This window comes from Mesorhizobium album, assembly GCF_033977205.1.
Lineage (GTDB): Bacteria > Pseudomonadota > Alphaproteobacteria > Rhizobiales > Rhizobiaceae > Mesorhizobium > Mesorhizobium album.
Window position 1 is genome coordinate 115,569 of sequence record NZ_JAVIIW010000014.1, and the last position, 26,314, is coordinate 141,882.

The 26,314-nt window shown below is 64.4% G+C and carries 13 protein-coding genes and 1 pseudogene; 4 read left to right on the plus strand and 10 right to left on the minus strand.

The features are described from left to right. Window positions 1–7: 7 nt before the first annotated feature. The 10 genes from RFN28_RS14340 to RFN28_RS14385 all read right to left on the minus strand — a co-directional run bounded on the left by RFN28_RS14340 (window position 8) and on the right by RFN28_RS14385 (window position 15,726). On the minus strand, window positions 8–1,162 hold the full coding sequence (locus RFN28_RS14340) for a hypothetical protein (RefSeq protein ID WP_320287986.1): 1,155 nt from the start codon (window positions 1,160–1,162) through the stop codon (window positions 8–10). 91 nt (window positions 1,163–1,253) lie between these two features. Further along, the gene (locus tag RFN28_RS14345; protein ID WP_040970141.1) at window positions 1,254–1,703 is read right to left on the minus strand and encodes an RrF2 family transcriptional regulator; all 450 of its coding nucleotides are present in this window, start codon (window positions 1,701–1,703) and stop codon (window positions 1,254–1,256) included. A gap of 250 nt (window positions 1,704–1,953) precedes the next feature. Continuing rightward, window positions 1,954–2,940: a sulfate ABC transporter substrate-binding protein gene (locus tag RFN28_RS14350; protein WP_320287987.1), complete on the minus strand. Its 987-nt coding sequence runs from the start codon at window positions 2,938–2,940 to the stop codon at window positions 1,954–1,956. A gap of 195 nt (window positions 2,941–3,135) precedes the next feature. Continuing rightward, complete coding sequence (locus RFN28_RS14355) at window positions 3,136–4,179, minus strand: sulfate/molybdate ABC transporter ATP-binding protein (protein ID WP_320287988.1); 1,044 nt, start codon at window positions 4,177–4,179, stop codon at window positions 3,136–3,138. A gap of 68 nt (window positions 4,180–4,247) precedes the next feature. Beyond that, window positions 4,248–5,132, minus strand: coding sequence for a sulfate ABC transporter permease subunit CysW (gene cysW / locus RFN28_RS14360; protein WP_320287989.1), 885 nt, complete (start codon window positions 5,130–5,132; stop codon window positions 4,248–4,250). Next, on the minus strand, window positions 5,125–5,976 hold the full coding sequence (gene cysT, locus RFN28_RS14365; protein ID WP_320287990.1) for a sulfate ABC transporter permease subunit CysT: 852 nt from the start codon (window positions 5,974–5,976) through the stop codon (window positions 5,125–5,127). The genes cysW and cysT overlap by 8 nt, the downstream gene beginning before the upstream one ends. Window positions 5,977–6,050: 74 nt before the next feature. Continuing rightward, complete coding sequence (locus RFN28_RS14370; protein WP_320287991.1) at window positions 6,051–7,079, minus strand: sulfate ABC transporter substrate-binding protein; 1,029 nt, start codon at window positions 7,077–7,079, stop codon at window positions 6,051–6,053. Window positions 7,080–7,317: 238 nt separating this feature from the next. Continuing rightward, a complete protein-coding gene (locus RFN28_RS14375; RefSeq protein WP_320287992.1) occupies window positions 7,318–8,004 on the minus strand; it encodes a M15 family metallopeptidase in 687 nt (228 codons plus the stop codon). A gap of 37 nt (window positions 8,005–8,041) precedes the next feature. Then, a complete protein-coding gene (gene pbpC / locus RFN28_RS14380; protein WP_320287993.1) occupies window positions 8,042–10,132 on the minus strand; it encodes a penicillin-binding protein 1C in 2,091 nt (696 codons plus the stop codon). Window positions 10,133–10,245: 113 nt separating this feature from the next. Beyond that, on the minus strand, window positions 10,246–15,726 hold the full coding sequence (locus tag RFN28_RS14385; RefSeq protein WP_320287994.1) for an alpha-2-macroglobulin family protein: 5,481 nt from the start codon (window positions 15,724–15,726) through the stop codon (window positions 10,246–10,248). Between the two features lie 276 nt (window positions 15,727–16,002). On the opposite strand from RFN28_RS14385, the gene RFN28_RS14390 reads away from it, so the two are divergent. From RFN28_RS14390 to RFN28_RS14405, 4 genes and pseudogenes are all read left to right on the plus strand, one after another. Further along, a complete protein-coding gene (locus tag RFN28_RS14390) occupies window positions 16,003–17,931 on the plus strand; it encodes an autotransporter assembly complex protein TamA (RefSeq protein ID WP_320287995.1) in 1,929 nt (642 codons plus the stop codon). 2 nt (window positions 17,932–17,933) lie between these two features. Continuing rightward, window positions 17,934–23,987, plus strand: coding sequence for a translocation/assembly module TamB domain-containing protein (locus RFN28_RS14395; protein ID WP_320287996.1), 6,054 nt, complete (start codon window positions 17,934–17,936; stop codon window positions 23,985–23,987). Window positions 23,988–24,260: 273 nt separating this feature from the next. After that, complete coding sequence (locus RFN28_RS14400) at window positions 24,261–25,913, plus strand: ABC transporter substrate-binding protein (protein WP_320287997.1); 1,653 nt, start codon at window positions 24,261–24,263, stop codon at window positions 25,911–25,913. Window positions 25,914–26,134: 221 nt separating this feature from the next. Further along, a pseudogene (locus RFN28_RS14405) lies at window positions 26,135–26,314 on the plus strand (ABC transporter permease); the annotation flags it as partial.

Below are 26,314 nucleotides of genomic sequence, written 5' to 3' on the forward strand. Positions count from 1 at the left end.
ACGCGCTTTAGACGGCCTCGCCACCGATCTCGGGTTGGTCCTGCCGCCCGGTGAGCCGATTGGCGCCGGACCAGGCCATCATCTGGTCCGGATATGATTTGACCGCTTCCAGCAGACGGTCGCGCTTGAGGAGGACGTAGCCGGCCTGCAGGACGAGGTTCTTTGCCGTCACGTCCCTTGCCCTTGCCGGCACGGATGCTGGCCGGACAGCGTCGGGCCTCAGTTCGGGGCTGACAACCGCCCGGTATTCGCGGAACGGCACAATCTCCAAGGTCGACATGGCAAACAGCGCAGCACCTGCGCGCGCCGCGAAATTCGCCGGCGCCGAGGCGAGGTGGGTCCAGCCATGCTCGCCCATGGCGATCTCGGTGAAGGTTGAGCCGGCGTGGATGGTGTTGGTCATCAGCACGACGCCGTTTTCCTTCAGCGTCTTCTGGATGCGCGCCGTGACCTGGTAGGCGTCGGCGCGCTCGAAAACGATGCGGCTTTTCAGGAAGCGGTTTTCGACCTCGATCAACGGTCTGTTGATCACATGCAGGCCGAATTTGCTTTCCGAGAAGCCGTGGAAGTTGACGCTCACCTGGTGCGCCTCAATGCCGGCTTCGAAGAGGGCGCGCTTGCCCATGATAGTCTGGGCGATGAACTGATCGCACCAGACGATGGCGCCGCGGCCGCGCTGCAACGCCTCGCGCAAGCCGTCGAGCCCTTCCAGCCGGATTGCCGGCGACCAGCGGCGAGGAACGAGATGAGCGGCAAGCATCAGGCGGCGGCGATGCGCGGCGGCGAGATGGCCCTTGAAAAGGCTTTGCGTGTCGGCGTCATCACCAAGCACCGCTTTGATCGCGGTATCATAGCGCGCGAATTCCTTGCGAAAATGGCGTTTGCGCCGAAGCGTCGAGACCCAATCGCAGATCGGCGCCCACCAGGCGACCGGCAGGACCGCCGCCACGCCGAGATAGAACAAGGACAGCAGGCTTTCGCGCAGATCCTTGTTGGAGACGCTGCGCAGCTTGCCCGGGCGGACAAGCTTGCGGCTGAAGAAGCGGACGGTTTCGCCACGCTCCGGCACCAGCACGTCGGCGATGATCTCGGTATGATAGATGTTGGCGGATGACGGTTGCCGTTTGACCCTGCGGGAATTGCCAAGCCAAGGCAGCCTCATGCGTCAGAGCCCTGTTGCGTCCGTCAACCGCTTTACTGCGCCCAACGCAGACAGGCAACTGAGCGGCAAGGCGTCGGGTCGGAGGATGCGTTCAGATCTGCGAGGTCAGCTCGGCCGGGAAATCGTCGTTGTCGGCGTCGCGCATGGCGGCCAGGCTGCGATTGTCGAGCACCTCGGCGATCGCCTGGCGCACTTCCAGCATCATGTGGCGGACCTGGCAGGTCGCTTCGTCGCAATCCTCGCAGCGCTGGTATTGCGTGCGGCTTGCACAGGGGATTGGCGCCAGCGGTCCGTCCAGCACGCGCACGACATGGCCGATCTTGATCTCGGAAGCGGGCCTGGCGAGGCGATAGCCGCCTTCCTTGCCTTTGCGGCTCTGCACGAAGCCGGCGTTGCGCAATTCGCCCAGGATGGCGTCCAGGAACTTCTTCGGGATGTTGTTGGCGACCGCTATGTCGTTGACGAATGCAAGCTGGCCAGCCGGCAGGCTGGCAAGATGCACGAGGGCCTTGAGCCCGTATTTGCCTTTTTTGGTCAGCATGCCCGATTCAATTCATCAAACCCCAATCGCACTGCATCTGGCGGTTGTTTGTGTGCAAATCATGACAGTTTGGCCGCTGAGCGTGATTTGGCACAACAATTCGTCAGCACAGGTTTAGGCACAAACGCATTGATTCTTCGTAACGTTTTTCACATTGGCCGCAGTGATTTCGCCGGCAAAGCGATGCCGGCACCAGTTAACGAAGAAAGCCGGCAAAGCCGGCCTTCCTGTTCTATCCGGTCGTGAGCGGCTAGCGGCTGCCGTAGGCCTGGTCGAGCAGGCCGCCCGGGGCGAAGTGCTCTTTCTGCACCTTGTCCCAGCCGCCGAAGACTTCGTCCACCGTCAACAAGCGCACGTTCGGAAAATCGGCTTTGTATTTGGCAGCGACCGACGCGTCGCGGGTCCGCAGGCCGTTGCGGGCAGCGATGTCCTGGCCCTCGGGCGAATAGAGGAAGTCGAGATAGGTCTTGGCGAGATCGCGGGTGCCGTGCTCGTCGGCGACCTTGTCGACGATCGCCACCGGGAATTCGGCGAGCAGGCTGACCGAAGGCGTGACCTGCTCGAACTTGTCGTCGCCATATTCCTTGCGGATGCCGCGCGTCTCCGACTCGAAGGTGATCAGCACGTCGCCGATCTCGTGTTGCACGAAAGTGGTGGTGGCGGCACGGCCGCCGGTGTCGAAGATCGGCACGTTATTGAACAGCTTGGTGATGAACTCCTTCACCTTGGCGTCGTCGCCCTTGAAGGCTTCCTTCGCATAGGCGGTCGCCGCCAGGTAGGTGTAGCGCGCGTTGCCCGATGTCCTCGGGTTGGGGAAGATCACCTGCACGTCGTCGCGCACCAGATCGTTCCAGTCCTTGATGTGCTTGGGATTGCCGGCGCGCACCAGAAAGGACGGCAGCGAATAGAAGGGCGAGGCGTTGTCCGGGAAATTTTTCTGCCAATCGGCGGAGATGAGGCCCTTCTTGACCAGGAAATCGACATCGGTGACCTGGTTGAAGGTGACGACGTCGGCACCCAAACCATCGGCGACGGCGCGCGCCTGCGCCGAGGCGCCGGCGTGGGACTGGTCGACGGTCACACCGGGGTGCTCGGCGATGAAGGCCTTGTTGATGTCGCCGAACAATTCGCGGCCAACGTCGTAGGAGGCGTTCAAGAGCCTGTCGGCCGGCCAGGCTTGGGGGGAGGCGAGGACGAGGCCGGCGAAAGTGGCGATGGCAAGCAGTAAGCGCTTCATGGAAACAGGTCTCCTTCGGAATAGTCAGAAACTATGATGCGACCATAAAAAGGAAAGCCTGGTTCGACGAGGCACGTGCTCCGAGTGGATGGCAGGCGCCAGGAAAAAGCGCCGCCCAAACAGCTGTTTGGCAGGATTTTCTTCCAGACCGAATCGTCTCTGCGCCACACCTGTCGCCGCAGGAGGAAAGATGCGTCAGGAGGCCGGGAAGAGCTTCCAGCGCCGCGGCCTGAAGGCCACCCGGCTCTTCTGCGCGGCGGGATGGTCGACCGGCAGCTCGATCTCGACGCGCTGGCGCTCGCCGCCTACCTCGAGCTCGACCCGCCTGGTGCCGGCGACGCGACGGCTGGCGGCGACCGTGCCGGCGATGCAGCCGCTGCAGCCTTCGAGCAGCTCGACATCATGCGGGCGGAAATAGAGCAACGCTTCGCCCGAAGGCGCCCCCTGCGGTGCCGACAGCCCGATCGGCCGGTCGGCGATCCACAATTGGCCATCTTCGACCTTGACCGGCAGCGAGCTCGATTCGCCGACGAAATTATAGACGAAGGGCGAGTTTGGGATGTCGTAGATCTCGTCGGCTGAGCCGACCTGCTCGATGCGGCCCTGACTCATGACGACGACGCGGTCGGCAAGCTCCAAAGCCTCTTCCTGGTCGTGGGTGACAAAGACGGTGGTGTGGCCGGTGGCGTCATGGATCTCGCGCAGCCAGCGGCGAAGCTCGCGGCGCACCTGTGCGTCGAGCGCGCCGAACGGCTCGTCGAGCAGCAGCACCTTGGGCTCGATCGCCATGGCGCGCGCCAGCGCCACGCGCTGGCGCTGGCCGCCGGAGAGCTGTGCCGGATAGCGCTTTTCCAGCCCCGAGAGCTGGACGAGGTCAAGGAGTTCCGAAGCGCGGCGGCGGATCTCCTGCGCCGAGGGACGCGCGGCGCCATGCCGGACCTTCAGCCCGAAGCCGATATTGTCGGCGACAGTCATGTGGCGGAACAGTGCGTAATGCTGGAAGACGAAGCCGACATTGCGCTCCTGGATCGACTTCTGCGAGGCGTCCTCGTCACCGAAGAAGATGGCGCCCTTGGTCGGCCGTTCCAACCCGGCGATCAGCCGGAGCAGGGTTGTCTTGCCGGAGCCGGACGGCCCAAGCAGGGCGATCAGCTCGCCGGACCTGATGTCGAGCGACACGTCGTGGAGCGCCGGAAACCGTTCAAACTCCTTGCGCACGTTGACAACGCGAACTTCCATCAAGCGTCCCTCAATAGTCGATGCATGTGGTTATCCCAAACCGCTACACACTTTTGGACCAGATGCATTTAATGTCCGCGCGTCGCGGCGATCTCGGCGCCGTAGCGCATCTCGAGCAGTGTTTTCAAGACCAGCGTCACCAGCGCCAGGCCGGCAAGCAGCGAAGCGACGGCGAAGGCGCCGACGGCGTTGTATTCATTGTACAGGATCTCGACATGCAGCGGCATGGTGTTGGTAAGGCCGCGTATGTGGCCCGACACCACCGAAACCGCGCCGAACTCACCCATGGCGCGGGCGTTGCACAGCAGCACGCCGTAGAGCAGGCCCCATTTGACGTTGGGCAGCGTCACATACCGGAAGGTCTGCCAGCCATTGGCGCCGAGCGAAAGGGCCGCTTCCTCATCGCCATTGCCCTGTTCCTGCATCAGCGGGATCAACTCGCGGGCGACGAAGGGGAAGGTGACGAAGACGGTGGCCAGCACAATGCCTGGCACGGCGAAGAGAATGACTATGCCGTGCGCCTTCAGCCATTCGCCGAGAAGCCCCTGCGCGCCAAAGAGGAGCACATAGACCAGGCCGGAAATGACGGGCGACACCGAGAAGGGCAGATCGATCAGCGTCGTCAGGAAGGCCTTGCCCTTGAACTCGAACTTGGCGATCGCCCAGGCGGCCGAGATGCCGAAAATGACGTTGAGCGGCACCGAGATCGCCGCCACAAGAAGGGTCAGGCGGATGGCCGAGCGCGTGTCGGGACTGGCAAGCGCTTCCGTGTAGGAGCCGACGCCCTTGGCCAGCGCCTCGTGGAAGACGACGATCAGCGGCAGGAGCAGGAAGACGGCGAGGAAGACGAAGGCGATTGCCATCGCCACCCAGCGCACCGGCCGGCTTTCGGTGACCGCCGCCGACTGGCTTTCGTGAAGCGGCTCGTAGGATTTGATCACGGGGTCAGCCATAGCGCTTGCGGCTCCATGACTGCACGAGGTTGACGACCAAAAGCATCACGAAAGACAGCGCCAGCATGATCGCGGCGATCGCGGTCGCTGCCGCGTAATTGTATTCCTCGAGCCGGATCACGATCAGAAGCGGCGCGATCTCCGATTTGAAGGGTAGATTGCCGGCAATGAAGATGACCGAGCCGTATTCGCCGACACCGCGCGCGAACGCGAGCGAGAAGCCGGTGATGACGGCTGGCGCCAGCCCCGGAAACAGGACGCGGGTAATGATCTGGAAACGGCTGGCACCGAGCGAGGCCGCTGCTTCTTCCACTTCCCTGTCGATCTCCTCCATGATCGGCTGGACGGTGCGCACGACGAAGGGCAACCCGATGAAGACAAGCGCCACGACAATGCCGAGGGGCGTGTAGGCGACCTTGATGCCGAGCGGCGTCAGCAAATGGCCGATCCAGCCGTTGGGTGCGTAAAGCGAGGTGAGCGCGATGCCGGCGACCGCGGTGGGCAAGGCGAAGGGCAGATCGACCATCGCATCGGCGATGCGACGCCCCGGGAAACGGTAGCGGACCAGCACCCAGGCGACAATGGTGCCGAAGACGACATTGACCGCGGCGGCGACGAAGGCGGTGCCGAAGCTGATCTTCAGCGCGTTGAGCGTGCGGCGGTCGGCGGCGATCGCCCAGAAATCGGTCCAGCCGAGCGCGGCCGAGCGCCAGACCAGCCCCGAGAGCGGAATGAGGATGATGAGCGTGAGGTAGGCAAGCGAGAAGCCGAGCGTCAATCCGAAACCCGGAATGACACTCGGCTGCCTGAATCTCCACCCAGCCTGAGCGGGTGCTGTAGCCATGGAATTCTGGTTCGTCCCTTCCTATTCAGGCCAGATTGCCTTCGGTGATGTCCCGGCCGCGGGGCCGTCTCGCCTCACTGGGCCGGCTTGTAGATCTGGTCGAATATACCACCATCGCCGAAATGATAAGGCTGCGCTTTCTTCCAGCCGCCGAAAACCGGATCGTCGATGGTGACCAGCTTGATCGCCGGCAGCTTGGCGAGATCCTCGGCGGGCACCAGGTCGGGCTTGGCCGGGCGATAGTGGTTCTTGGCGATGATGGTTTGGCCTTCCTTGGAATAGAGCCAGCCAAGATAGGCCTCGGCCACCTTGCGCGTGCCCTTGGCATCGACATTGGCATCGACCACCGCTACCGGCGGTTCGGCCAGGATCGACTGCGGCGGGATGACGATCTCGAACTGATCAGCACCGAATTCATCGAGCGCCAGATAGGCTTCATTTTCCCAGGCTATCAGCACGTCGCCGAGGCCCTTCTGCGCGAAGGTCACCGTCGAGCCGCGCGCACCGGCATCGAGCACGGGAACATGGGAATAGAGCTTGCCGATGAAGTCCTTGGTCTTGGCCTCGTCGCCGCCATCGTTGGTGTTGGCCCATGCCCAGGCCGCGAGGTAAGCCCACCGGCCGCCGCCGGAAGTCTTTGGATTAGACGTAATCACCTGGACGTCGTCCTTGATGAGATCGCCAAAGTCGTGAATGCCCTTCGGATTGCCCTTGCGGACCAAGAGGACGATGGTCGAGGTGTAGGGTGCCGAGTTGTTCTCGAATTTCTTGCGCCAGTCGGGATCGATCTTCTTCGTCTTCGAGGCAATAGCGTCGATGTCGCCTTGCAGCCCGAGCGTCACAACGTCGGCGTCGAGGCCGTCGATGACCGCCCGGGCCTGCGCGCCCGATCCGCCATGCGACTGCTGGATGGTGACGGTTTCGCCGGTCTCGGCCTTCCAGTGCGCAGCGAAGGCTTCGTCATAGGCCTTGTAGAGCTCACGTGTCGGATCGTAGGACACGTTCAGAATGGTGGTGTCGGCAAACGCGAAACCGAGCGTGCCGAACTGGACAGATGTGGCGACCAGCGCGCCGAGCAGTTTCCTGAAATGAGGGTTGGTCATTTCCGCCTCCGTTGATGACGGCCGAACTCTACCGATTTAATAGAATTTAGATGCATTCAATGTTGCCTTTTTCGCCCCTTCGGAGCAATTTTTCGCCGATGGTTGGTATATTCGAGAAACATTTTCCTCATATTAGCCAGGGCAGACTCTGCGACTGTCCGACGCCATCTAGAGACGGCTGGCGCCGCGGCAAGGTAGGAGCAGCGTGAGATTTGCGTTTAGGAGGTCGATCCGCCCCTTATGGCGCGGTGACGGGAAAGTCGAAACCATGCTTGGCGAACGGTTCGTTTTGCAGCGTGAAGTGCCACCATTCGCGCGCGTAGTTGCGGAAGCCGGCGGCGCGCATGGCGGAAAGCAGCATCTTGCGGTTTGCCGCCGCTTTGACGGGAAGAGGGCGGTGGGCCGTCTCGCTCATCGGGTCGAAACAGTCGAAGCCGGTGCCGAAGTCGAGCGTGCCGGTGTCGGGAGCGCCGCAAGCGGGATGCGCCGAGCTTTTCTTGTCCACCTCAGCGAACGCAAGGTCGACGGTCGAGCCGCGCGAATGGCTGGACAACTCGCCGACATAGCCCTTGGCAATGAGATCGCCGCGCTCGACCTTCGGATACCATTGCGGATCGGGCGGACCGCCCTGTTTTGTCCATTCGCCCATGTCGGCGACCGCGCGCGCCGGGCGGTAACAGTCGAAGACGACGAGCGTCAGACCCTTCGCGGCCATCGTCTTCTGGACGCTAGAGAGCCCCTTCGCCGCTTTTTCGGTCAAGATGCAGGCGGGTGCTTCATAGCCGTCGACCTTGCGGTGCAGGAAGTTTTCGACGCCGGCATAGCGGATGTCCTGGCGGATGGTAGGATCGACATCGGCGAGCCTGACGAAGCCGGCGGGCAGGGGATCGGCGCTGGCGGGGAAGGCTACGACGGCTGAAAGCAAAGCGCAAAACAGAATGCTCTGAATCGCTTGCCGCGCTCTATTCAACGAAAACCTTCACGCTGGCCGCGCGGCCGGCGGCGTCGATGACCGTCAGCGTCGAATATCCGGTACCGTCCGGCTGCCAGGTCGCGGTGCGGCGGCGGTCGATGCCGGCGAGCGGCTTGCCGTTGGCCAGCCAACGGAACGGCGCCCGGCCGCCCTGCAGCTTCAGCACCAGGGGCGTCGCGTTGGCCGAATTGGTTCCGAGATCGACGCGGGCGCCGTCCGGCGGGAAGATGATGGTCGGCGCCGGCTCGGTCGGCGTGGCCTGCACCAGCCCGTCCGATCCGGCACCGAAGCGGGCCAGCGTCACCGGCAATTCGTCACGTTTGGGATTGAAGACGCCTGGCGGCCGGCCGGGCAGCGGCACGCTGGCGAGACTGGAACGGACGAAACCCTCGAACAGGATCGGCGCCGCCGAGACGTAGCCGGAAAGGCCGGGTATCGGGCTGGCGTCGGCGCGGCCGACCCAGACGCCCAGCACGTAGCGGCCGTCGAAGCCGACCGACCAGGCATCGCGGTAGCCATAGGAGGTGCCGGTCTTGTACGCGATGCCGCGCTGGGCAGCACCTTCCGGCGGCTTCACGCCGGACAGGATGTCGTCGATCTGCCAGGCGGCCTGGTCGTCGAGGATGGTGGCGGTGGTGCGCTCGGCATTGGCCGGTTCGGTGCCGTCATGCAGCGTGTGCATTTTCCCGCCATTGGCGAGCCCCGTATAGAGCTGCACCAGGTCGCGCAATGTGACGCCGGCGCCGCCGAGGCCGATCGCCAGGCCGGGCGCCTCGCTGAGCGGCAGGACCAGGTTGACGCCGGCCTGGCGGAAGCGCGCCGCGAGCCGCGCGGGACCGACCGCGTCGAGCACGCGGATCGCCGGCACGTTGAGCGACAGCTGCAGCGCCTGACGGATGCTCACATCGCCCTGGTAGCCCATGTCGAAATTCTTCGGCCGGTAGCCGCCGAAATCGGCGGGACTATCCTCGATGATGGTCTCCTGCGCCACCAGCCCCTGCTCGAAGGCAAGTCCATAGATGAACGGCTTCAGCGTCGAGCCGGGCGAGCGCACGACCTTGGTCATGTCGATCCAGCCGGATCGGCTGGCGTCGAAGAAATCGGCTGAGCCGACTTCGCCGAGAATGTCGCCGGTGCGGGCATCGGCCATCACCATGGCGACGGAAAGCTTTGGGCCGAGCTTCCTGGCGGCCTCTTTCGCCACCTGCTCCAGCCCTTGCTGCACGCTTCTGCGGATGGTGAGCTGCAGCGGCTTGCCGGGTTCCGCCTTGGGCAGCATGGCGTAAGAGGCGTGCGCGGCCAGCGCCGGCAGCTTGCGGCGCAGGCCGGAGACATCGTCGAGCGCGGCGCGCGCGGCCTCTTTTTCGCCGAGCAGGCCGGCCGAAACCATGCGGGTGAGCACCCGGTCGCGCGCGGCATGCGCGATATCAAGGTTACGGTCGGGCCGGCGCTTTTCCGGCAATTGCGGCAGCGCGACCAGAAGGGCTGCTTCCGACACGGTCAGCCGCTTCGGCTCCTTGCCGAAATAGGCAAGCGAGGCGGCGCGCACGCCTTCGAGATTGCCGCCATAGGGCGCCAGCGTCAGATAGCGCTCGAGGATTTCCTGCTTGGAGAGTCGCCGCTCGATCTGGACGGCGCGCAGGATCTGCTTGACCTTGGATGTCAGGCTGCGGCTGTCGCGCGGCTCGATCAGCCGGGCAAGCTGCATCGACAAGGTCGAGCCGCCAGAGACGATATGGCCACTGGTCACGAACTGGCCGGCGGCGCGGCAAAGGGCAAGCACGTCGACACCTTTGTGATCCCAGAAACGCTTGTCTTCATAGGCGACGAGCATGTCGACGAACTCTCTGTCGACCTGGTCGAGGCGGGTTCCAAGCCGCCAGTAGCCGTCCGGCGTCGCGAAGGCGCGCAGGAGCTGGCCGTCGCGGTCTTGCACCTCGGTCGAGACCGTCAGCGTTGCCGGCAGCGGCGGCGGGAAGGCGCGGTCGAGCACCCAGAGGGCGGCGATGGAAAGGGCGGCAAGACAGGCAAGGGAGATGCCTGCGATGGCCGTTCGTCGGAAGATTTTTCTTGAGAGCATGGCGCTGCCCCTCATCCGCCTGCCCGTCCGCCGCAGCAGCTGCGGAGGGTGGACCGGCGCCTTCTCCCCGTATAGTAACGGGGAGAAGGGGGTTTCTGGCGACGCCTTCATCGCTATTCCGCCTTGACCTCCATCATGCCGGAGGCGGTGCGGGCCGAGTATTGCGGCCGGTACATGTCCTCGACCGTCGCCGCCGGATGGGCATAGGTGCCCGGCGTCACGGCACGCACGACATAGGCCAGCGTGATATTGCGGTCGCCGTCGCCTTCGTTGGGATTGAAGGCGGCGACGAAACGGTCGTCGCGGAACTCCAGATGCGCGGCATCGGTCTGCGCCAGCCAGGAGAAGTTCGATAATTGAGCGCTGGAGACCAGGCTCGGATTGTCGATCTCGAAGCCTGCCGGCAGCAGGTCGGTGATCAGCAGGCGCGAGGGCCAGTTGTTCTGCTCATAGACCTTGAGCACGACCACATAGCGTTCGTTCTGCCTGGCCTCGGTGATGTTGGCCTCCGTGCCGTCGAGCTTGTAATAGGTGCGCTCGATAGTGAAGCCGTCGCCGCCGGCCGGCAGGGGCTCGACGGGCGCGGCCACCGCCGTGACCACTGCCTGCAGCGGCGTCGTGCCGGTGTTGGCAATGGTGAGCGGGCTGCCCTCGAGATCGCTGCCGGAGACACGGTCGGAATAGCCGCCGGAATGCGGCGCGCCGTTGACGGAAAGCGTGATGGAATCATTGCCCTCCTTCAGCGCCCGCGATGCCAGGAGCATCCAGGATTCGTCCTGGGTGCTCGTCCAGCGGGCGTCGGCCCGTTCCCTGGCGACCAGCCGGATCAGCTGCGGCACGATGCTCGGCACCGGCTTCGATTCGGCCGCCAGCGCCAGCATCGCGGCGCCGTCGCGGAGCGGCGAGCCGTAGTCGGACCGGTAGTAGTCGTACTCAGTGGCCCCCTGGGCCAGCCGCAGCGCCGTCTGGAAGGTGGCTTCCGAGCGCTGTGTGTCGCCGTAAAGCGCGAGGCTTGCGGCCAACTGGGCGACGGCCATCGGGCTGGAGAAGGCTTCGAGCTGCGTGTCGGCATAGTAGCGCAGGTCGCCGATCGAGGCCTTCTTGTTGCGAGCGAGCACATAGAGTGCGTAGGCGATCTCGCTGCCGCGATCCTGGACACTCTGGTCGTAACCGAGCGAGTTTTGCAGGTTGTTCAGCGCCTGGTTCATCGCCTGCGCCGGCACGTCGTATTTCTGCTCGCGCGCCCGGGTCAGGAACTCCGTGACATAGGCGTCGAGCCAGAGATCGCCGGAGCCCGGGCCCCAGAGGCCGAAGCTGCCGCCGGAGGCCTGGTAGCTCAGCACCTTGTAGATGGCGTCCTGGATACGGCCATGCAGCTCGGGATCGCTCTCCATGCCGATGCTGGTCGCCATGTCGTTGACATAGAGCAGCGGCATAGCGCGGCTGGTGGTCTGCTCGGCGCAGCCATAGGGGTAGCGGTCGAGGCTCATCAGCAGCGACGGCACGTCGAAGGCGGCCGCCTGCGAAACGCCGACGCTGACCGAAGCGCCATCGAGGAGGCTGGCGGCGAGCAGCTCCTTGTCGACGCGCAGCGAACCACCTTTGGGCTTCAGGTCGACCACCATGCGGTTGGTGACCGGGAGCTGCGCCGGACGCACCGGCAGGTAAAGCGTCTGCTCGACCTCGGCGCCGCTGTCATGCGCGAGCTTGACCGTGATCGAAGCATCGCCAGCGCTGTGAGCGATCAGCGGGAAGGAGAGCGACTGCCGCTTGCCCTGGGTCAGCGTCAGCTTCTCGGGGAGCGGCTTGTCGCCGGTCGACAGATCCCCGGTCGTGGTGACCGAGAGCTTGTAGTCGCCGGCGGGACCGTCGGTGTCGGCGATGTCGAGGCGCATGGTCGCGGCATCGCCGGGCGCCAGGAAACGCGGCAGGCCAGCGGTGATCACCACCGGATCGCGCACGATCACGTCGGTCTGGGCGTGGCCGATGGCTTCCTTGGTCCAGGCGACGGCCATGACGCGCACGGTGCCGTTGAACTGAGGGATGTCGAAATCGATCCGCGCCTTGCCGTTGGTATCGAGCTCAACCGGGCCGGAGAAGAAGGCGACCAGCTTCTCGGTCGGCGGGCTGCCCTGCGACTGCATGTTGGCGCCGTCGCCGCCGGTCCGCAATTTGCCGGTGGTGCCGAGCGAGCCGTCGATGAGGCGGCCGTAGAGGTCGCGGATCTCGAGCCCCAGCATGCGCTGGCCGAAGAACCAGTCTTCCGGATCGGGTGCTTTATAGTTGGTGAGGTTGAGGATGCCGACATCGACGGCGGCGACCATCACATAGGCGTTGCTGCCGGCTTGAGCGCCGTTGACGGCGACCGGGATCGACAGCTGCTGGCGCGGCGCGGTCTTCTCCGGCGGCGTCAGCGTGACGGCAAGCTTCTTCGAGCCTGGATCGAGGGTCAGCCATTTGACGCCGATGGCACGGGCCGGCATACGCGATTCCTGCGCGTCGCCCGGCCTGAACAAAGTCGCCGTGACATAGGCGCCGGCGCCCCAGTCATCCCCGACCGGGATGTCGACTGTGCTGCCGCCGGCAGGCACCGAGGCGGTGACGGTTTTGAGCAGCTTCTCGGCGCCGATGGTGACCAGCAGTTCGCCGGCAAAATGCGGCGAGACCTTCAGCTTGGCGACCTCGCCCGCGGCGTAACTATCCTTGTCGAGAGCGATCTCCAGGCCGTCAGGCGTCTCGGTGGTGGTGGAGGCGACATACCAGCCGGCGTCGAACTCATAGCTGGTCGCCGGACCATCGGGATCGACCGTCTCGACCTCGAGCCGGTAGCGGCCCCAGTCGACAGGGAGCGACACGGTCGCCTCGCCGTCGGCCTTCAGGTCGATCTGGCCGTTGGCGACGGCTTTGGTGAGGTTGACCGCTTCATAGTTCCAGGAATTGTTGGAACGGTACCACTGGTAATTGCGCTCGACCTTGACCAGCGACCACTGGGCGCCCTTCAGTTCCTCGCGCTTGCCGTTCGGATCGACGGCGATAATGCCGAACTTCGCGGTCCCGCCTTGCGGCACCTCGCCGTCTTCGAAATCCGGGCGGATGCCGATCATGTCCTTTTGCGGGTGGACGGCGATGTCGAGCGAGCGCTCGACGGCACGGCCGCCTGCTTCGCGCATGCGAATGGTGACCTTGGCGTTGACCAGCTTGGTGGTGGACGGCAATTGGTCGATCGAGACCGGGAAGGTCGCCTTGCCGTCATCGCCGACGACGGGAAGATTGCTGAAGGGCGTCACCGTGGGTTCGGCCGACTGTTCGTCGGCAAGGCCGAAGGTGAAATCCTTGAAGCGATCCCAACTGCTGGTGGTCGACAGCGTCATTTCGCCTTCGAGCGCGAGGCCGGCGGCCGGCGCGCCATAGAGGAAGCGGCCGTCGACACTGACATTGGCGGTCTCGCCCTGGGCGATCTCCTTCTTGTCGGCCGTCAGGTCGAACTCGATGCGATCCGGCACGAAATCCTCGACCAGGAACATCTGGCTCGCCACCGGCGACTGCTTGGGATCGGTGTAGATCGACACCGTCCAGGTGCCGCGCATGGCGTTGGGCTCGAGCGGGAGATCGACCGCGTGGCCGCCGGCGGACGCGCCGTCGCTGACGATGCGGCGGTTCTCGACGCCGTCGGGGCGGGTGAAGATGAAGGTGAGCGGCAGGTTGTCGACCGCCCTGGCGGCGCCGTCACGGGCGAGGGCCGCGACATGCACGTCCTCGCCAGCGCGGTAGATACCGCGCTCGGTCCAGGCATAGACGTCGAGCGCGCCGGGCGCGGCTCGGCCGGCAACGCCGCGGTCCGACAGATCGAAGCCAGCGCGGCCCATGTCGAGGAAGACGAAGTCGTTGTCGCCCTGCTTGGCCATCAGTACGGCCGGCACCATGCCGCCTTCGCCGCGCGTCAGGCCGGGATTGAAGACGGCGTGGCCTTCGGCGTCGGATGTCGCCGTGCCAAGGATCTCATTGTTCTTGGCAAGCAGCGTCAGTTCGGCGCCGGCAATCGGCTTGGCTGAGCCCAGCGAACGGGCAAAGACGTTCAGCCCGTCCTGGCCGGTATAGGTGGACAAACCGATGTCGGACACCACGAACCACTGCGTGGCGCGCGAACCATAATCGTCGCTCTTGTCGTCGACCGGCTGGGCGGTCAGCACATAGACGCCGGGCTTGCGCTGCGGGATCGCCTCGTCCACCGGGAAGGAGGTGGTGACCTCCTTGTTGAGGTCGTTGGCGATGTCGAGCGTGCCTTCCCAGACGGGAATGCCCATCTGGTCTGAGATGGTGGAAATGTCATAGCCGTCGAGCTGTTTCAGGAATTGATAGCCGGACAGAAGCTGCGCCAGCGAACGGTCGCCGACGCGGTAGAGCTTCATCTTGGCGGCGTTCATGTTGACGGTGACGACCGGAATGCCGCGGCGGGCGCCGGCCGGCAGCACGAAACTGTCGCCGGTGAAGCGGGCCGACGGGGCGCGATCCTGGACATAGATCGAAAGCACGACCGGGGCGGCGATCGTCTCGCCGATCGCAGCCGGCAGGCCGGCGCGGAAGGTCACGTCATAGTGCTGGCCGTGCTCCAGTCCTTCGACGCAGATCTGCTTGTCCTTGGCCTCGACGGCTTTCGGGGCGGCGTTGTCGACGGTGACGAACTGCGAATAGTCGACGCCGGTCTTGACCAGTTCCTCGGAAAACTGCGCGCAGATGCGCGGCGAAGAGGAATCGGCATCGACGGTGTGTTCGACAACGCGAAAACCCTTGCGCGCCTTGAGGTCGGCATAGTCGGCCTGGACGGCGGGTGAGCTTACCAGCGCAAGGCTCGCCTCATAGGCCTGCAGCGCCGGCCGGAAGAGTTCGCGCTTGTCGAGGCCTGCGGCCAGCAGCGCCAGCGCCTCGGCGCGGGTCTTTGCGGTGCGCGCCAGCTTGTAGGCGTTGAAGGCGGCCGAGGTGACGTTTGCCGGCAGGGTCGAGGGTTCGGAGGTGTTGGTAGCCGGCTGCACGCCAAGCGTTTCGCGCGCCAGCGCCAGCCAGAGCGCGCCGTCGTCCGGCAGGACGGACAGCGCCGCCTGGTATTTCTGCATGGCCAGGCGATGGTCGCCGGTCAGCGCCGCCTGCTCGGCCGCGGCCTGCAGCGCTGCCAAACCTTCAGTCGGCTTATCATAGGCCGGATCGGTCAACTTGTTGCGGAACTGCTGGGCCTGGTCGGCCATCCAGTTGGGAAAGAAGGCAAGCGCCGGCGGAGCGCCGATATCGGGGTCGCCATCGACCTTGGCGATCTTGCCGGCGACGGCGCCGCTGAAGGGTTTGAGCTGATTATAGTCGGATTTGAGAAAGCACCATCTGGCCTTGGTGTTGTAGGTGAAGGCACGGCAGGAAGGGTCGCCGAGGCAGGTGGTAGTGCATTGGTCGAGGCTGACATTCTGATCCGATCTGAGGTCGAAGCCGAAATAGTCGGAATTGTCCGTCGTCACGATTCGCCGGGCTTCGGCCGCTTGCGCGGCACCGCTCAAGGCAAAGAACAGAAGAACGAGGAAAGAGAGACCACAAGCCGCGCGCATTGCCATATCACCCTCCCGACATTGCAGCGTCCGGGCATGATCAAGCATCAAGCAGGCTTGTCAACGCCGGAACGCGGCAGGTTTTCAACCTGCCAACGGTTTCCATGCCGGCCAAAGGCCGGTATTTCGACAGAACCTCTATGAGATGGATCACACTTTCTTGCGAAGATGCAAAAGGTGTGAATTCCAAGCCCTGTCCATTTCAGACAATTGGATTGTGGCCCCTTTACGAGCGTTTCAGAACTTCATTCCAATTTTAGTTTTGTCGACTAGGTTGAGTTAATGCCGGCGTGTGAAACGCAGATGTCAGGAGGGATCGCGCCAGGGCGCGGGCTTCCGCGCGCCCTGCTTTTGGCGCTCGTCTGCTCGGCCATCCTTACCGGCTCAGCGCCGCCAGCGGCTGCCTTCGAGATCTTTGGCATCAAGCTTTGGGGCTCGTCCAAGGATGAGGATGCCGATATCGTCGATCCGCTGCGCTATTCGGTGACGATCGATGCGCCGGACGCCGACAAGGATCTGGTCAAGAAGCTGGAAAATGCCTCGGCGCTGAAGAGCGACGAGGAACATCCGGTGTCGGGGTCGCTTGGCCTGATGGCCAAGGCGCGCAGCGACCGGGAGCAGCTTGTTGCCGCCCTTTATGCCGACGCGCGCTATGAAGGCGTGGTCACCATCACCATCCAAGGCAAGTCCATAGACGAGCTGCCGCCGGACGCCGAATTCAAGGGGCCGCAGCCCATCCCTGTGGCCGTCGACATCGCCGCCGGACCGAAATTCACGCTGGGCGACATCAGGCTGAAGGGCGACGCGGCCGGGCTTGCGAGCGCCGATTTCGGCCTGATCGCCGGCGGCGATGCCGGGTCCGGCGCCGTGCTCAAGGCCGAAGCGGCGATCGTGCGGGCGCTCAAGGAAGAGGGCAGGCCGCTCGCCAAGGTGACGAACCGCGAGATCGTCGCCGACCATGCCACTTCGACGCTCGACGTGACGCTGACGGTGGCGGCCGGCCCGGTCGCCGGCTATGGCGAAACGACGGTCGAAGGCACCGAGAAGGTCGATCGCGACTTCACCGAGTACATGACCGGCCTCAAGCGCGGCCAGCAATATTCGCCGCAGGAGATCGACGATGCCCGCGACCGGCTGCTCGGGCTCGAGGTCTTCAACAGCGTCACCATCAAGGAAGGCGACAGGCTCGACGCCAACGGCAACATCCCGATCGATGTCCAGGTGAGCGAGCGCAAGCCGCGCTTCTTCGGCCTGGGCGGTACGTTTTCGAATACCGAGGGCTTGGGGCTGGAAGGCTATTGGGGCCACCGCAACCTGTTCGGCCAGGCGGAAAAGCTGCGCATCGACGGCTCCATCAGCGGTATCGGCAGCAACAGCATTTCCGCGCTCAACTACAATGCCGGCATCATGTTCGAGAAGCCGGGCGTGCTGGGACCGACATCGAAGTTCTTCACCGGCGTCAAGACCGTGTTCGAGCACCCCGACGCCTATGACCATTTTTCGGTCAAGGGCGACGTGGGTGTCTCCTACGACCTCGACAAGAGGCAGCGGGTCTCGGCCGAATTCGATCTCGATTACTCGAGGATCACCGACGCCTTCGGCAAGCACACCTATCTGATCGCCAGCGTTCCGCTGCAATATGTCTATGACAGCCGCGACAACAAGCTCAACCCGACCAGGGGTTTCCGGGCGCTCGCCTATGCCGAGCCGAGCTACGACATCCTGAACGGCGCGACCTTCCTCAAGCTGAAGGGCGAAGGCTTCGCCTACCAGTCGCTCGATACGGCGAGCAAATTCGTTCTCGCCGAACGCGCCGCCATCGGCTCGATCGTCGGCACCGGCCTGCAGAACGTTCCGGCCGACCGGCGCTTCTATTCCGGCGGCGGCGGCTCGGTGCGCGGCTATGCCTATCAGGGTATCGGCCCGAAGGACATCGATGGCCAGCCAATCGGCGGCCTGTCCTTCTTCGAGACCTCGGTCGAAATGCGCATCGCCATCACCGACACGATCGGCATCGTGCCTTTCGTCGATGCCGGCACGGTTTCGACCAAATCCTTCCCCGATTTCTCGGACGTCAAGGTCGGCGCCGGCGTCGGCCTGCGCTATCTTACGCCGTTCGGGCCGCTGCGCATCGATGCGGCGGTGCCGCTCAACCGCGATCCGAGCGATCCGCATTTCGGCATCTATGCCGGCATCGGCCAGGCGTTCTGACGATGAAGATCTTCTGGCGCATCCTCCGCATCTGTCTCTACCTGCTGCTCCTGCCGCTGGTGGTGGCGATCGGCGCGCTCGTCGTGCTGACGGCGACCGAAGGCGGCCGGCAAAATCTCGCCGGCCTGATCTCGACAATGGCCTCGACAGAAGACCGCAAGGTCACCGTCAGCGGCATCGAAGGCATATGGTCCGGCGCGCTGCGGTTGGATCATGTCGTGCTGGAGGACCGCGCCGGACCCTGGCTGGTGGCGCGCAAGGTGGCCCTCGACTGGTCGCCGACGGCGCTCTTGTCGCGCAATTTCAATGCCGACCGGATCGCCGCCGAGCGCATCGAGCTGGCGCGGCTGCCGCAAGCCAGCCAGCAGCCGTCCCAAGGCGGATCGACCAGCTTGCCGGTTTCGATCAACGTCAAGCAGATTGATCTGCCTGAAATCGCGCTTGGGCAGCAACTCGCCGGCAGCGGCATTGCCGAACTCGCCGCCAAAGGGTCTTTGAAAGCCGATCCGTCACCGCTGGCGATCGAGACGGTGCTCAACGTCGCTCGCCATGACGGCAAGCAAGGCAATGTCGACGCCAAGATTCATTTCGCGCCAGCCGACAACAAGCTTGACCTCGCCCTCAAGGCATCGGAGCCGGCGGGCGGCATCATTGCCAACCTGCTCAAGCTGCCCGATGCGCCGCCTGTCGACATTGTGGTTACGGGCACCGGGCCGCTCGCCAACTGGAGCGGCATCGGCACCTTCGTCGTCGACCGTCAGATCGTCACCCAGCTCACCGGCCGCCACCAGTTGAGCGACAAGGGGCACTATATCGAGGCCAAGGGCGACGGCGAATTCGAGCGCTTCCTGCCGGAGAAATTCAAATCGCTGTTTGCCGGCAAGACAAGCTTCGACCTCGCCGGCACCGCGACCGCCACCGGCGGGGTCGATATAGAGCGCGCCAATATAGAGAGCGGCACTGTTCACGGCACGGCCACCGGCAATGTCGATCCGAAAGGCGCCAGCGACCTTGCCGTCGAGCTTTCCGCCAAGGGCAAGCCGGTCGTCATCGATGTCGGCACCAGTGCGGTGCCAATCCTGATTGGCGTGGAGAAGGCGACGGCGCGCGCCTTTGGCGACGGCAAGGCGCCGATGGTCGATATCGGCACCTCGCTGGCCTCGATCGCTGTCGGCGGCACGCAGCTCAACAACGTGACGGGTGAAATCCATTCGGACGGCTTCGACGTCGACAACCGCAGCGGCCCCGTCGGCATCAAGCTTGCCGCCGCCGGCCTGAAGACCGACGTGGCGACGCTGGCGCCACTAGTGACGGGCAAGCTCGCTGCCGATCTCTCCGGTTCGATCAGCCGTGACAACGTGACCATCGACAAGGGCACGTTGCGCAGCGATGCGCTCAATGCCGCGCTGACAGCCAGCGTGTCACTCGCCGATCTCTCCATGACGCTCAAGATGAACGCCGACGCCGTATCGAAGGCGCTGCCGCCGCAGATCAGCTCGCTGCTTGGCGAGCGGGTGAGATTCTCGGCCACAGCGACCCGTGATCCGCAAGGCGCATTTGCGGCCAACGAGCTGGAACTCACCTCCGGCTCGCTCAGCGCCAGCGGCACCGGCAGCGTCCAGGGCTCGGACATCCAGGCGAACGTCAATGGCACGCTAGGCGACGTCTCGCCGCTATCGTCGCTGGCCGGCACGCCGCTGGCCGGCGGGGTCAATTTCGCGCTGACCGCCAGCGGTCCGCGCTGGGCGCCTGACTTCTCAGTTTCGGCAGACAGCGCCAGCCTGACCGCGGCCGGCCGCACGGTAAAGGACATCAAGCTTTCGGCCAAGGGCAAGGCCGACATCGCCAACCCTTCGGCCGATGTTTCGCTGACGGGCAGCGCCGAGGAACAGCCGCTCGATGTCAGAGCCTCGCTGGTAACCGCCGACGGCAAGCGCTCGATCAGGGGGCTCAGCCTTGCGCTCGGCGACAACAAGGTTTCGGGCGACCTCGCGCTCGATGATAAGTTCCTGCCGCTCGGCACGCTGACGCTGGCCGTGCCCGATATCGGGCCGCTGGCGGCGCTTGGTGGTCAGACGGCGACCGGCGATATCAACGGCACGATCGCTTTCGCCAAGGACGGCGAGGCGCCGACCGTCACCATCAATGCCGCCAGCGGATCGATCGCGCGCGGCGAACTGGCGGCAAAGACGATCACCGTCAACGCGCTGATCGCCAACTATCTCAAGGGACCGGCGATCTCGGGCACGATCAAGGCCGACAGCGTGACTTCCGCAAGCACGGTGATCAGCAGCATCGGCATCGATCTGAAGCGCGACGGCGACTGGACCGATTTTTCCGGCGGAGCGACGGCATCCGGCATTCCGGCCACCGCCACAGGCCGCGTGAAGATCGCCGGCGGCACGACCACCGTCGAGATCGCTTCCGGCGAAGCGACAGTGCGCGGCATCAAGGCGGCGATCGCCGAGCCTTCCAGCCTGTCGATCGCCAATGGCGTGACCAGCATCGAGAAACTCGCGCTCAATCTCGGCGGCGGCTCGGCAACGGTTTCCGGCAGCGCAGGTCAGATCCTCGACCTGACGGCGAATTTCGCCAAGCTGCCGGCGTCGCTCGCCAATGATTTCGTTGCTGGTCTCGATGCAGCCGGAACGCTGGCAGGCTCGGCGCACGTCACCGGCCCGTCCTCCAACCCTGATGTCCGGTTCATCGCCAAGCTCGCCGGCGCCGAGACCAGCCAGACCCGCCAGGCGGGGCTCGGGCCGCTCAATCTCGATGCTGCCGGCAGCGTCTCAACGGCGGGTGGCCTCATCATCGACCAGGCGACGCTTTCCGGCGACAAGATTTCCGGCAAGGCGGCCGGCACCGTCAATCCGAACGGCGCCAGCGATTTCTCGCTGGATCTCTCCTCGAACGGGCCGAGCCTGCCGCTCAAATTCGGCACAGCCGAAAGCCCCGTCGATTTGGAGTTGCGAGCCGTTTCGGTAAAGGCCGCGGGGCAGGGCGCGACGCCGCGGCTCGACATCTCCGCCACGCTCCCCTCCGCCACGGCCAACCACATCAAGGTGGAAGGCCTGGCGCTGGCGCTGCATTCCGACGGTTTCGATGTGAAGAGCCGGAGCGGGCCGGTTTCCGGCATGGTCGCGGCCGATAAGATCGATCTCGACAATCCAACGGTTGCGCCGCTGGTCGCCGGCAAGGTCACGGCCAAGGTCGCCGGTAGCCTTGCTCCAGATGCGATCACCATCAACAGCGGCTCGGCAACCAGCGGGGCGGTGGACGGCGCCTTCAACGGCCGGGTTTCGTTTGCCGACGGCTCCGTCAACTTCACCGTCAAGGCGGATGTGCTATCTGCCGCCCTGCCGGCAGCGGTGCGCGGCGTGCTTGCCGAGCGCACGCAACTCAGCGCTACGACGCAGCGCGACGCCAAGGGTAATGTCAGTGTCGGTCCGGTGAAGGTCGCGTCGGGGGCGTTTGCTGCCGACGGTCAGGCGAGCATCGCCGACAACAAGCTCAGCGCCGCGATCAAGGGCGCATTGGCGGACATTTCGCTGCTGTCGAAGGATGCCAAGGGTGCCATCACCTTCGCCCTCGACGCGCAAGGCGCCGCCGCGGCGCCCGATCTTTCGCTGACTGTGAACAGCGACAGGCTTTCGGTGGCGGCGCGCGAGATCACGGGCCTCAGGCTGACCGCGACCGGCAAGGCGGATGCGGCCAATCCGGCGGCTAATGTGCAGCTGACCGGCAATGTCGCCGGGCAGCCGTTGCAGGGCAATGCCGTGCTTGCCACCACCAACGGCAAGAGCGCGATCAACGGGCTTCTGCTGGCGCTGGGATCAAACAAGGTCTCTGGCGATCTGGCGCTGGACGAGGCTTTCGTGCCGGTTGGCACCGTGTCGCTCGACCTGCCGGACATCGGGCCGCTGGCGGCGCTTGCGCTGGAAAAGGCGGAGGGTGACGTGCGCGGCACGATCGCCTTCTCGAAGGTGGGCAACGGAGCGAACGTCGCCGTCAAGGCGACTACGGCCGCGATCAAACGCGGCGATCTATCGGCCAAGAACGTCGCCATCGACGCGCAGATCGCCAATTACCTTGCGGCACCTGTCATCTCCGGCAAGATCCGCGCCGACAACGTGACCTCCGGCGGCACTGCCGTCACCGGCATCAATGTCGACCTCAAGCGCGACGGCGACTGGACCGGCTTTTCCGGCGGCGCCACGGTCAAGAACATTCCGGCGCAGGCGGCCGGCCGGGTCAGGGTGGCGAACGGCACGACGACCATCGAGCTGTCCTCCGGCCAGGCGACGGTGCAGGGGATCAAGGCGGGGATCGCGCAGGCCTCGACCGTGACCATCGCCAATAGCGCGACGACGCTGGACAAGCTCGTGCTCAATCTCGGCGGCGGTACGGCGACGGTGACCGGCAAGGTCGCGCAGACGCTCGACATCAACGCCAATCTGGCAAGGGTGCCGGTCTCGCTTGCCAACAGTTTTTCGCCGGGCCTCGATGCGGCAGGCTCGATCTCAGGCACGGTCAAGGTGAGCGGCGCGCCGGCCAGCCCGGCGGTCGCCTTCAATGTCAATGCTTCCGCCGTGCAGACCTCGCAGACGCGCGGCGCCGGCCTTGGCGGCATGAACGTGACGTCGTCGGGAACCTTTGCTGCCAACAAGCTTGCCTTCGACGCCAACATCAGCGATGGCGCCGGCCTTGGCCTCAAGGGCGGCGGCACGGTGACGACGGCTGGCGCGCCGACCCTGGCGCTCGACTTCAACGGCAAGGTGCCATTCTCCTTCCTTGCCGCCAAACTGGCCGCGCAGGGCCTTGCGCTTAACGGCACCGCCAATGTCGACGTGCAAGTCCGCGGTCCCGCGTCCTCGCCGGTGATCAGCGGCAAAGTCACCACGTCAGGCGCGCGCCTCATCGACGCGCGCTCAGGGCTTGCGGTCAACGACATCGCGGCCGACGTCTCGATCGGGGGCGGCGTCGCCAGGATCAATCGCCTGACGGGCACGCTGTCGACGCGCGGCAGCCTTTCGGCCAGCGGCACGGTCGGCATCACGCCTGCGCAGGGCTTTCCGGCCGATCTTTCGATCAAACTCACCGACGGCCGCTATACCGACGGCAGGGTGGTGACCGCCAATCTCGGCGGCGACCTGACCATCAAGGGGCCGCTCGTTTCGGCGCCGGTGATTGCCGGCACCATCAATCTGGCCAAGACGGTCATCACTGTGCCGGAAAAGCTGCCGGGTTCGCTCTCGGCATTGGATGTGAAGCACAAGAATGCGCCGCGTGCGGTGCGCGCGCAGGACAAGGCGCTGAACCCGCCGACATCCAGCGGCGGCGGCAATGGCGGCAGCGGCCTCGTCCTCGACGTGACGGTCAACGCGCCGAACCAGATCTTCATCCAGGGGCGGGGTCTGGATGCCGAACTCGGCGGCTCGCTCAAGCTGACCGGCCCGGCTTCGGCGCCGCAGGCGATAGGCACCTTCACCCTGCAGCGCGGGCGGCTGACCATCCTTGCCAAGCGACTGACCTTCACCGAGGGCACGGTCGGGTTCCAGGGTTCGCTGGTGCCCTATCTCAACCTGACGGCGACCACGACGACCAGCAGCGCCACTGTCACCATCGTCGTTTCCGGCGAGGCGACCAATCCGAAATTCACCTTCTCCTCGGTGCCGGCGCTGCCGGAGGACGAGGTGCTGGCGCAGCTGATCTTCGGCCGCTCGATGTCGAATCTGTCGCCGCTACAGATCGCCCAGCTTGCCGATGCGGCGGCGCAACTTGCGGGCGTCGGCGGATCGACCTCGCTGCTCGAGAACCTGCGCAGCGCCATCGGCTTCGACGATCTCGACGTGACGACGGACGAGAAGGGCGGCACGGCCGTTTCGGCCGGCAAGTACCTGAACGACCGCACCTATGTGACGATCCAGAAGGGCGACAAGCCGGGCTCCGGCAAGGCCACGATCGACCTCAATGTCGGGCGCGGCGTCAAGCTGCGCGGCGAGGCCAACGACGCGGGCGAGGCAAAAGGCGGCGTCTTTTACGAACGCGAATATTGACGATGCGGCGCCCGCCACCGGCGGTGTCGGGAGGCTTTTTTCACTCGGGCAAAGCCCTTATCCGCATAAATGTATTGATTTAACCGCCCTGTCGATTTCTCGGGAAATGTGCAGTGCACTAACAAATTTGCGTCAAGACTGTCGCTATTGCGCGAACCGGTCTCGTTCCAAAGTTGCACATTTCGCCCACACGTTCCCACTCCACACCGTCTTTTGACATCACGGTCCGGATGCGGAATGTTAAAAGGCAGAAAGCCACAATGGGAGATAGTCATGGCAATCTATAAAAGTAACGGTGACCGCGTTCCGGACCATATCCTGGCCATGGCCGAAGAGGCCAAGGCAGGAAAGGTGGACCGGCGTGAATTCCTGGCGCTCGCCAGCGTCTTCGGCGCATCGACGGCGATGGCCTACGGCATGCTTGGCCTGGCCGACCCGACGCCGGCAAAGGCCGATGAAGTGAAGGGCAAGAAGGGCGGCACGCTGAAGGTCGCGCAGTGGATCAAGGACCCCAAGGATCCGCGCAAGTCCGACTGGTCGGAAATCGCCAATGCCGAGCGCCAGGCGCTCGAGCCGCTGGTCAAGTACACCACCGAATATACGTTCCGCCCCTATCTGCTGGAAAGCTGGGACGTGAACGATGATGCTACCGAATACACGCTGCATGTGCGCAAGGGTGTGACCTGGTCGAACGGCGATGCCTTCACGGCGGACGACGTCATCTTCAACCTTAAGCGCTGGGCCGATAAGAAGGCCGAAGGCAATTCGATGCCTGGCCGCCTCGGCACGCTGGTCAAGGACGACAAGCTCGACGAGAGCGCCGTGACCAAGGTCGACGATCACACAATCAAGCTGAAGCTCGGCAAGCCGGACATCGCGCTGATCCCCAACATGTGCGACTATCCGGGCCTGATCGTCCACAAGAGCTTCGACGAGAAGGGTGGCGATTTCAAATCGTGCCCGATCGGCACCGGTCCGTTCGAGCTCGTCTCCTACGATGTCGGCCAGAAGGTGGTCTACAAGCGCCGTGCCGACAACAAATGGTGGGACGGCGAGGTGTTCCTCGACGGCATTGAGTTCATCGACTACGGCACCGATCCGCAAGCCATGGTCAGTGCGTTCGAATCGGGCGAAGTTCACACCAATTTCGAGACCTCGGCCGACTATGTGTCGATCCTCGACGGCATGAATCTGGTGAAGTCGGAGATCGTCACTGCCTCGACCATCGTCTGCCGCACCAACGTCAATAACAAACCGTACGACAACCAGAAGGTCCGCAACGCCCTGCAACTCGCGGTCGACAACAGCGTCGTCCTGCAGCTCGGCTACGGCAATGCCGGCACGGTCGCCGAGAACCACCATGTCTGCCAGATCCATCCGGAATACTACGAGCTGCCGAAGATCAAGCGCGATCCGGCCAAGGCGAAGGCGCTACTGGCGGAGGCCGGCCAAGCCGACTTCGAGCATGAGCTGATCACGGTCGACGAGGACTGGCACAAGAACACCGGCGATGCGATCGCCGCGCAGATGCGCGACGCCGGCATCAAGGTGAAGCGCACGGTGCTGCCTGGCTCGACCTTCTGGAACGACTGGACCAAGTATCCGCTGTCCATGACCAACTGGAACATGCGGCCGCTGGGTGTACAGGTGCTGGCGATCGGCTATCGCACCGGCGAAGCCTGGAACGAGACGGCTTGGTCGAATCCCGATTGGGACGCCAAGCTCAATGCCGCGCTTGCCGTCGCCGACGCCGCCAAGCGCAAGGGCATGATGAAGGACATCGAGCAGATCCTGCAGGATGCCGGCATCATCATCCAGCCTTACTGGCGCAAGCTCTACAGCCACTCGGTCAAGGCGGTGCAGAACTACAAAATGCATCCGACCTTCGAACGCGATTACGGCAAGGTCTGGCTCGACCAGGCGTGATCGGAGCCGATCGGGAAGGGGCTCTTGCCCCTTCCCCTCACTCCCCACACAATGCTGGAACCGGAAGCCGCCGCTCCAAGAGCGCGCGGTCTTTCGCCAATGACATGTAACAAAACAGGGTTGATCGCATCCGAGGGTCCGTTGACAATCAGCCTGGCCGCTAACGGCCGGGTTGGTTTCTAGACAGGCTCCAACCCCCAACCAGACCGGCAGGGGCCGCCATGCTATCTTTCATCCTCAGACGCCTTGGCACGATGGCATTGACGATGCTGTGCCTGACATTGGTCGTTTTCTTTCTGATCAATCTCAACCCGAACCTGAAGAAGCTGGCGATCAGCCAGACCGAAATGCACACATCAGCCGAGCAGCTCGAGGACTGGCTGGTCAACCATGGCTACCGG

Coding starts and splice junctions, on each gene's coding strand:
- RFN28_RS14340 (WP_320287986.1), bottom strand. CDS start 1,162: ATGAGGCTGCCTTGGCTTGGCAATTCCCGCAGGGTCAAACGGCAACCG.
- RFN28_RS14345 (WP_040970141.1), bottom strand. CDS start 1,703: ATGCTGACCAAAAAAGGCAAATACGGGCTCAAGGCCCTCGTGCATCTT.
- RFN28_RS14350 (WP_320287987.1), bottom strand. CDS start 2,940: ATGAAGCGCTTACTGCTTGCCATCGCCACTTTCGCCGGCCTCGTCCTC.
- RFN28_RS14355 (WP_320287988.1), bottom strand. CDS start 4,179: ATGGAAGTTCGCGTTGTCAACGTGCGCAAGGAGTTTGAACGGTTTCCG.
- cysW (WP_320287989.1), bottom strand. CDS start 5,132: ATGGCTGACCCCGTGATCAAATCCTACGAGCCGCTTCACGAAAGCCAG.
- cysT (WP_320287990.1), bottom strand. CDS start 5,976: ATGGCTACAGCACCCGCTCAGGCTGGGTGGAGATTCAGGCAGCCGAGT.
- RFN28_RS14370 (WP_320287991.1), bottom strand. CDS start 7,079: ATGACCAACCCTCATTTCAGGAAACTGCTCGGCGCGCTGGTCGCCACA.
- pbpC (WP_320287993.1), bottom strand. CDS start 10,132: ATGCTCTCAAGAAAAATCTTCCGACGAACGGCCATCGCAGGCATCTCC.
- RFN28_RS14385 (WP_320287994.1), bottom strand. CDS start 15,726: ATGGCAATGCGCGCGGCTTGTGGTCTCTCTTTCCTCGTTCTTCTGTTC.
- RFN28_RS14390 (WP_320287995.1), top strand. CDS start 16,003: ATGCCGGCGTGTGAAACGCAGATGTCAGGAGGGATCGCGCCAGGGCGC.
- RFN28_RS14395 (WP_320287996.1), top strand. CDS start 17,934: ATGAAGATCTTCTGGCGCATCCTCCGCATCTGTCTCTACCTGCTGCTC.
- RFN28_RS14400 (WP_320287997.1), top strand. CDS start 24,261: ATGGCAATCTATAAAAGTAACGGTGACCGCGTTCCGGACCATATCCTG.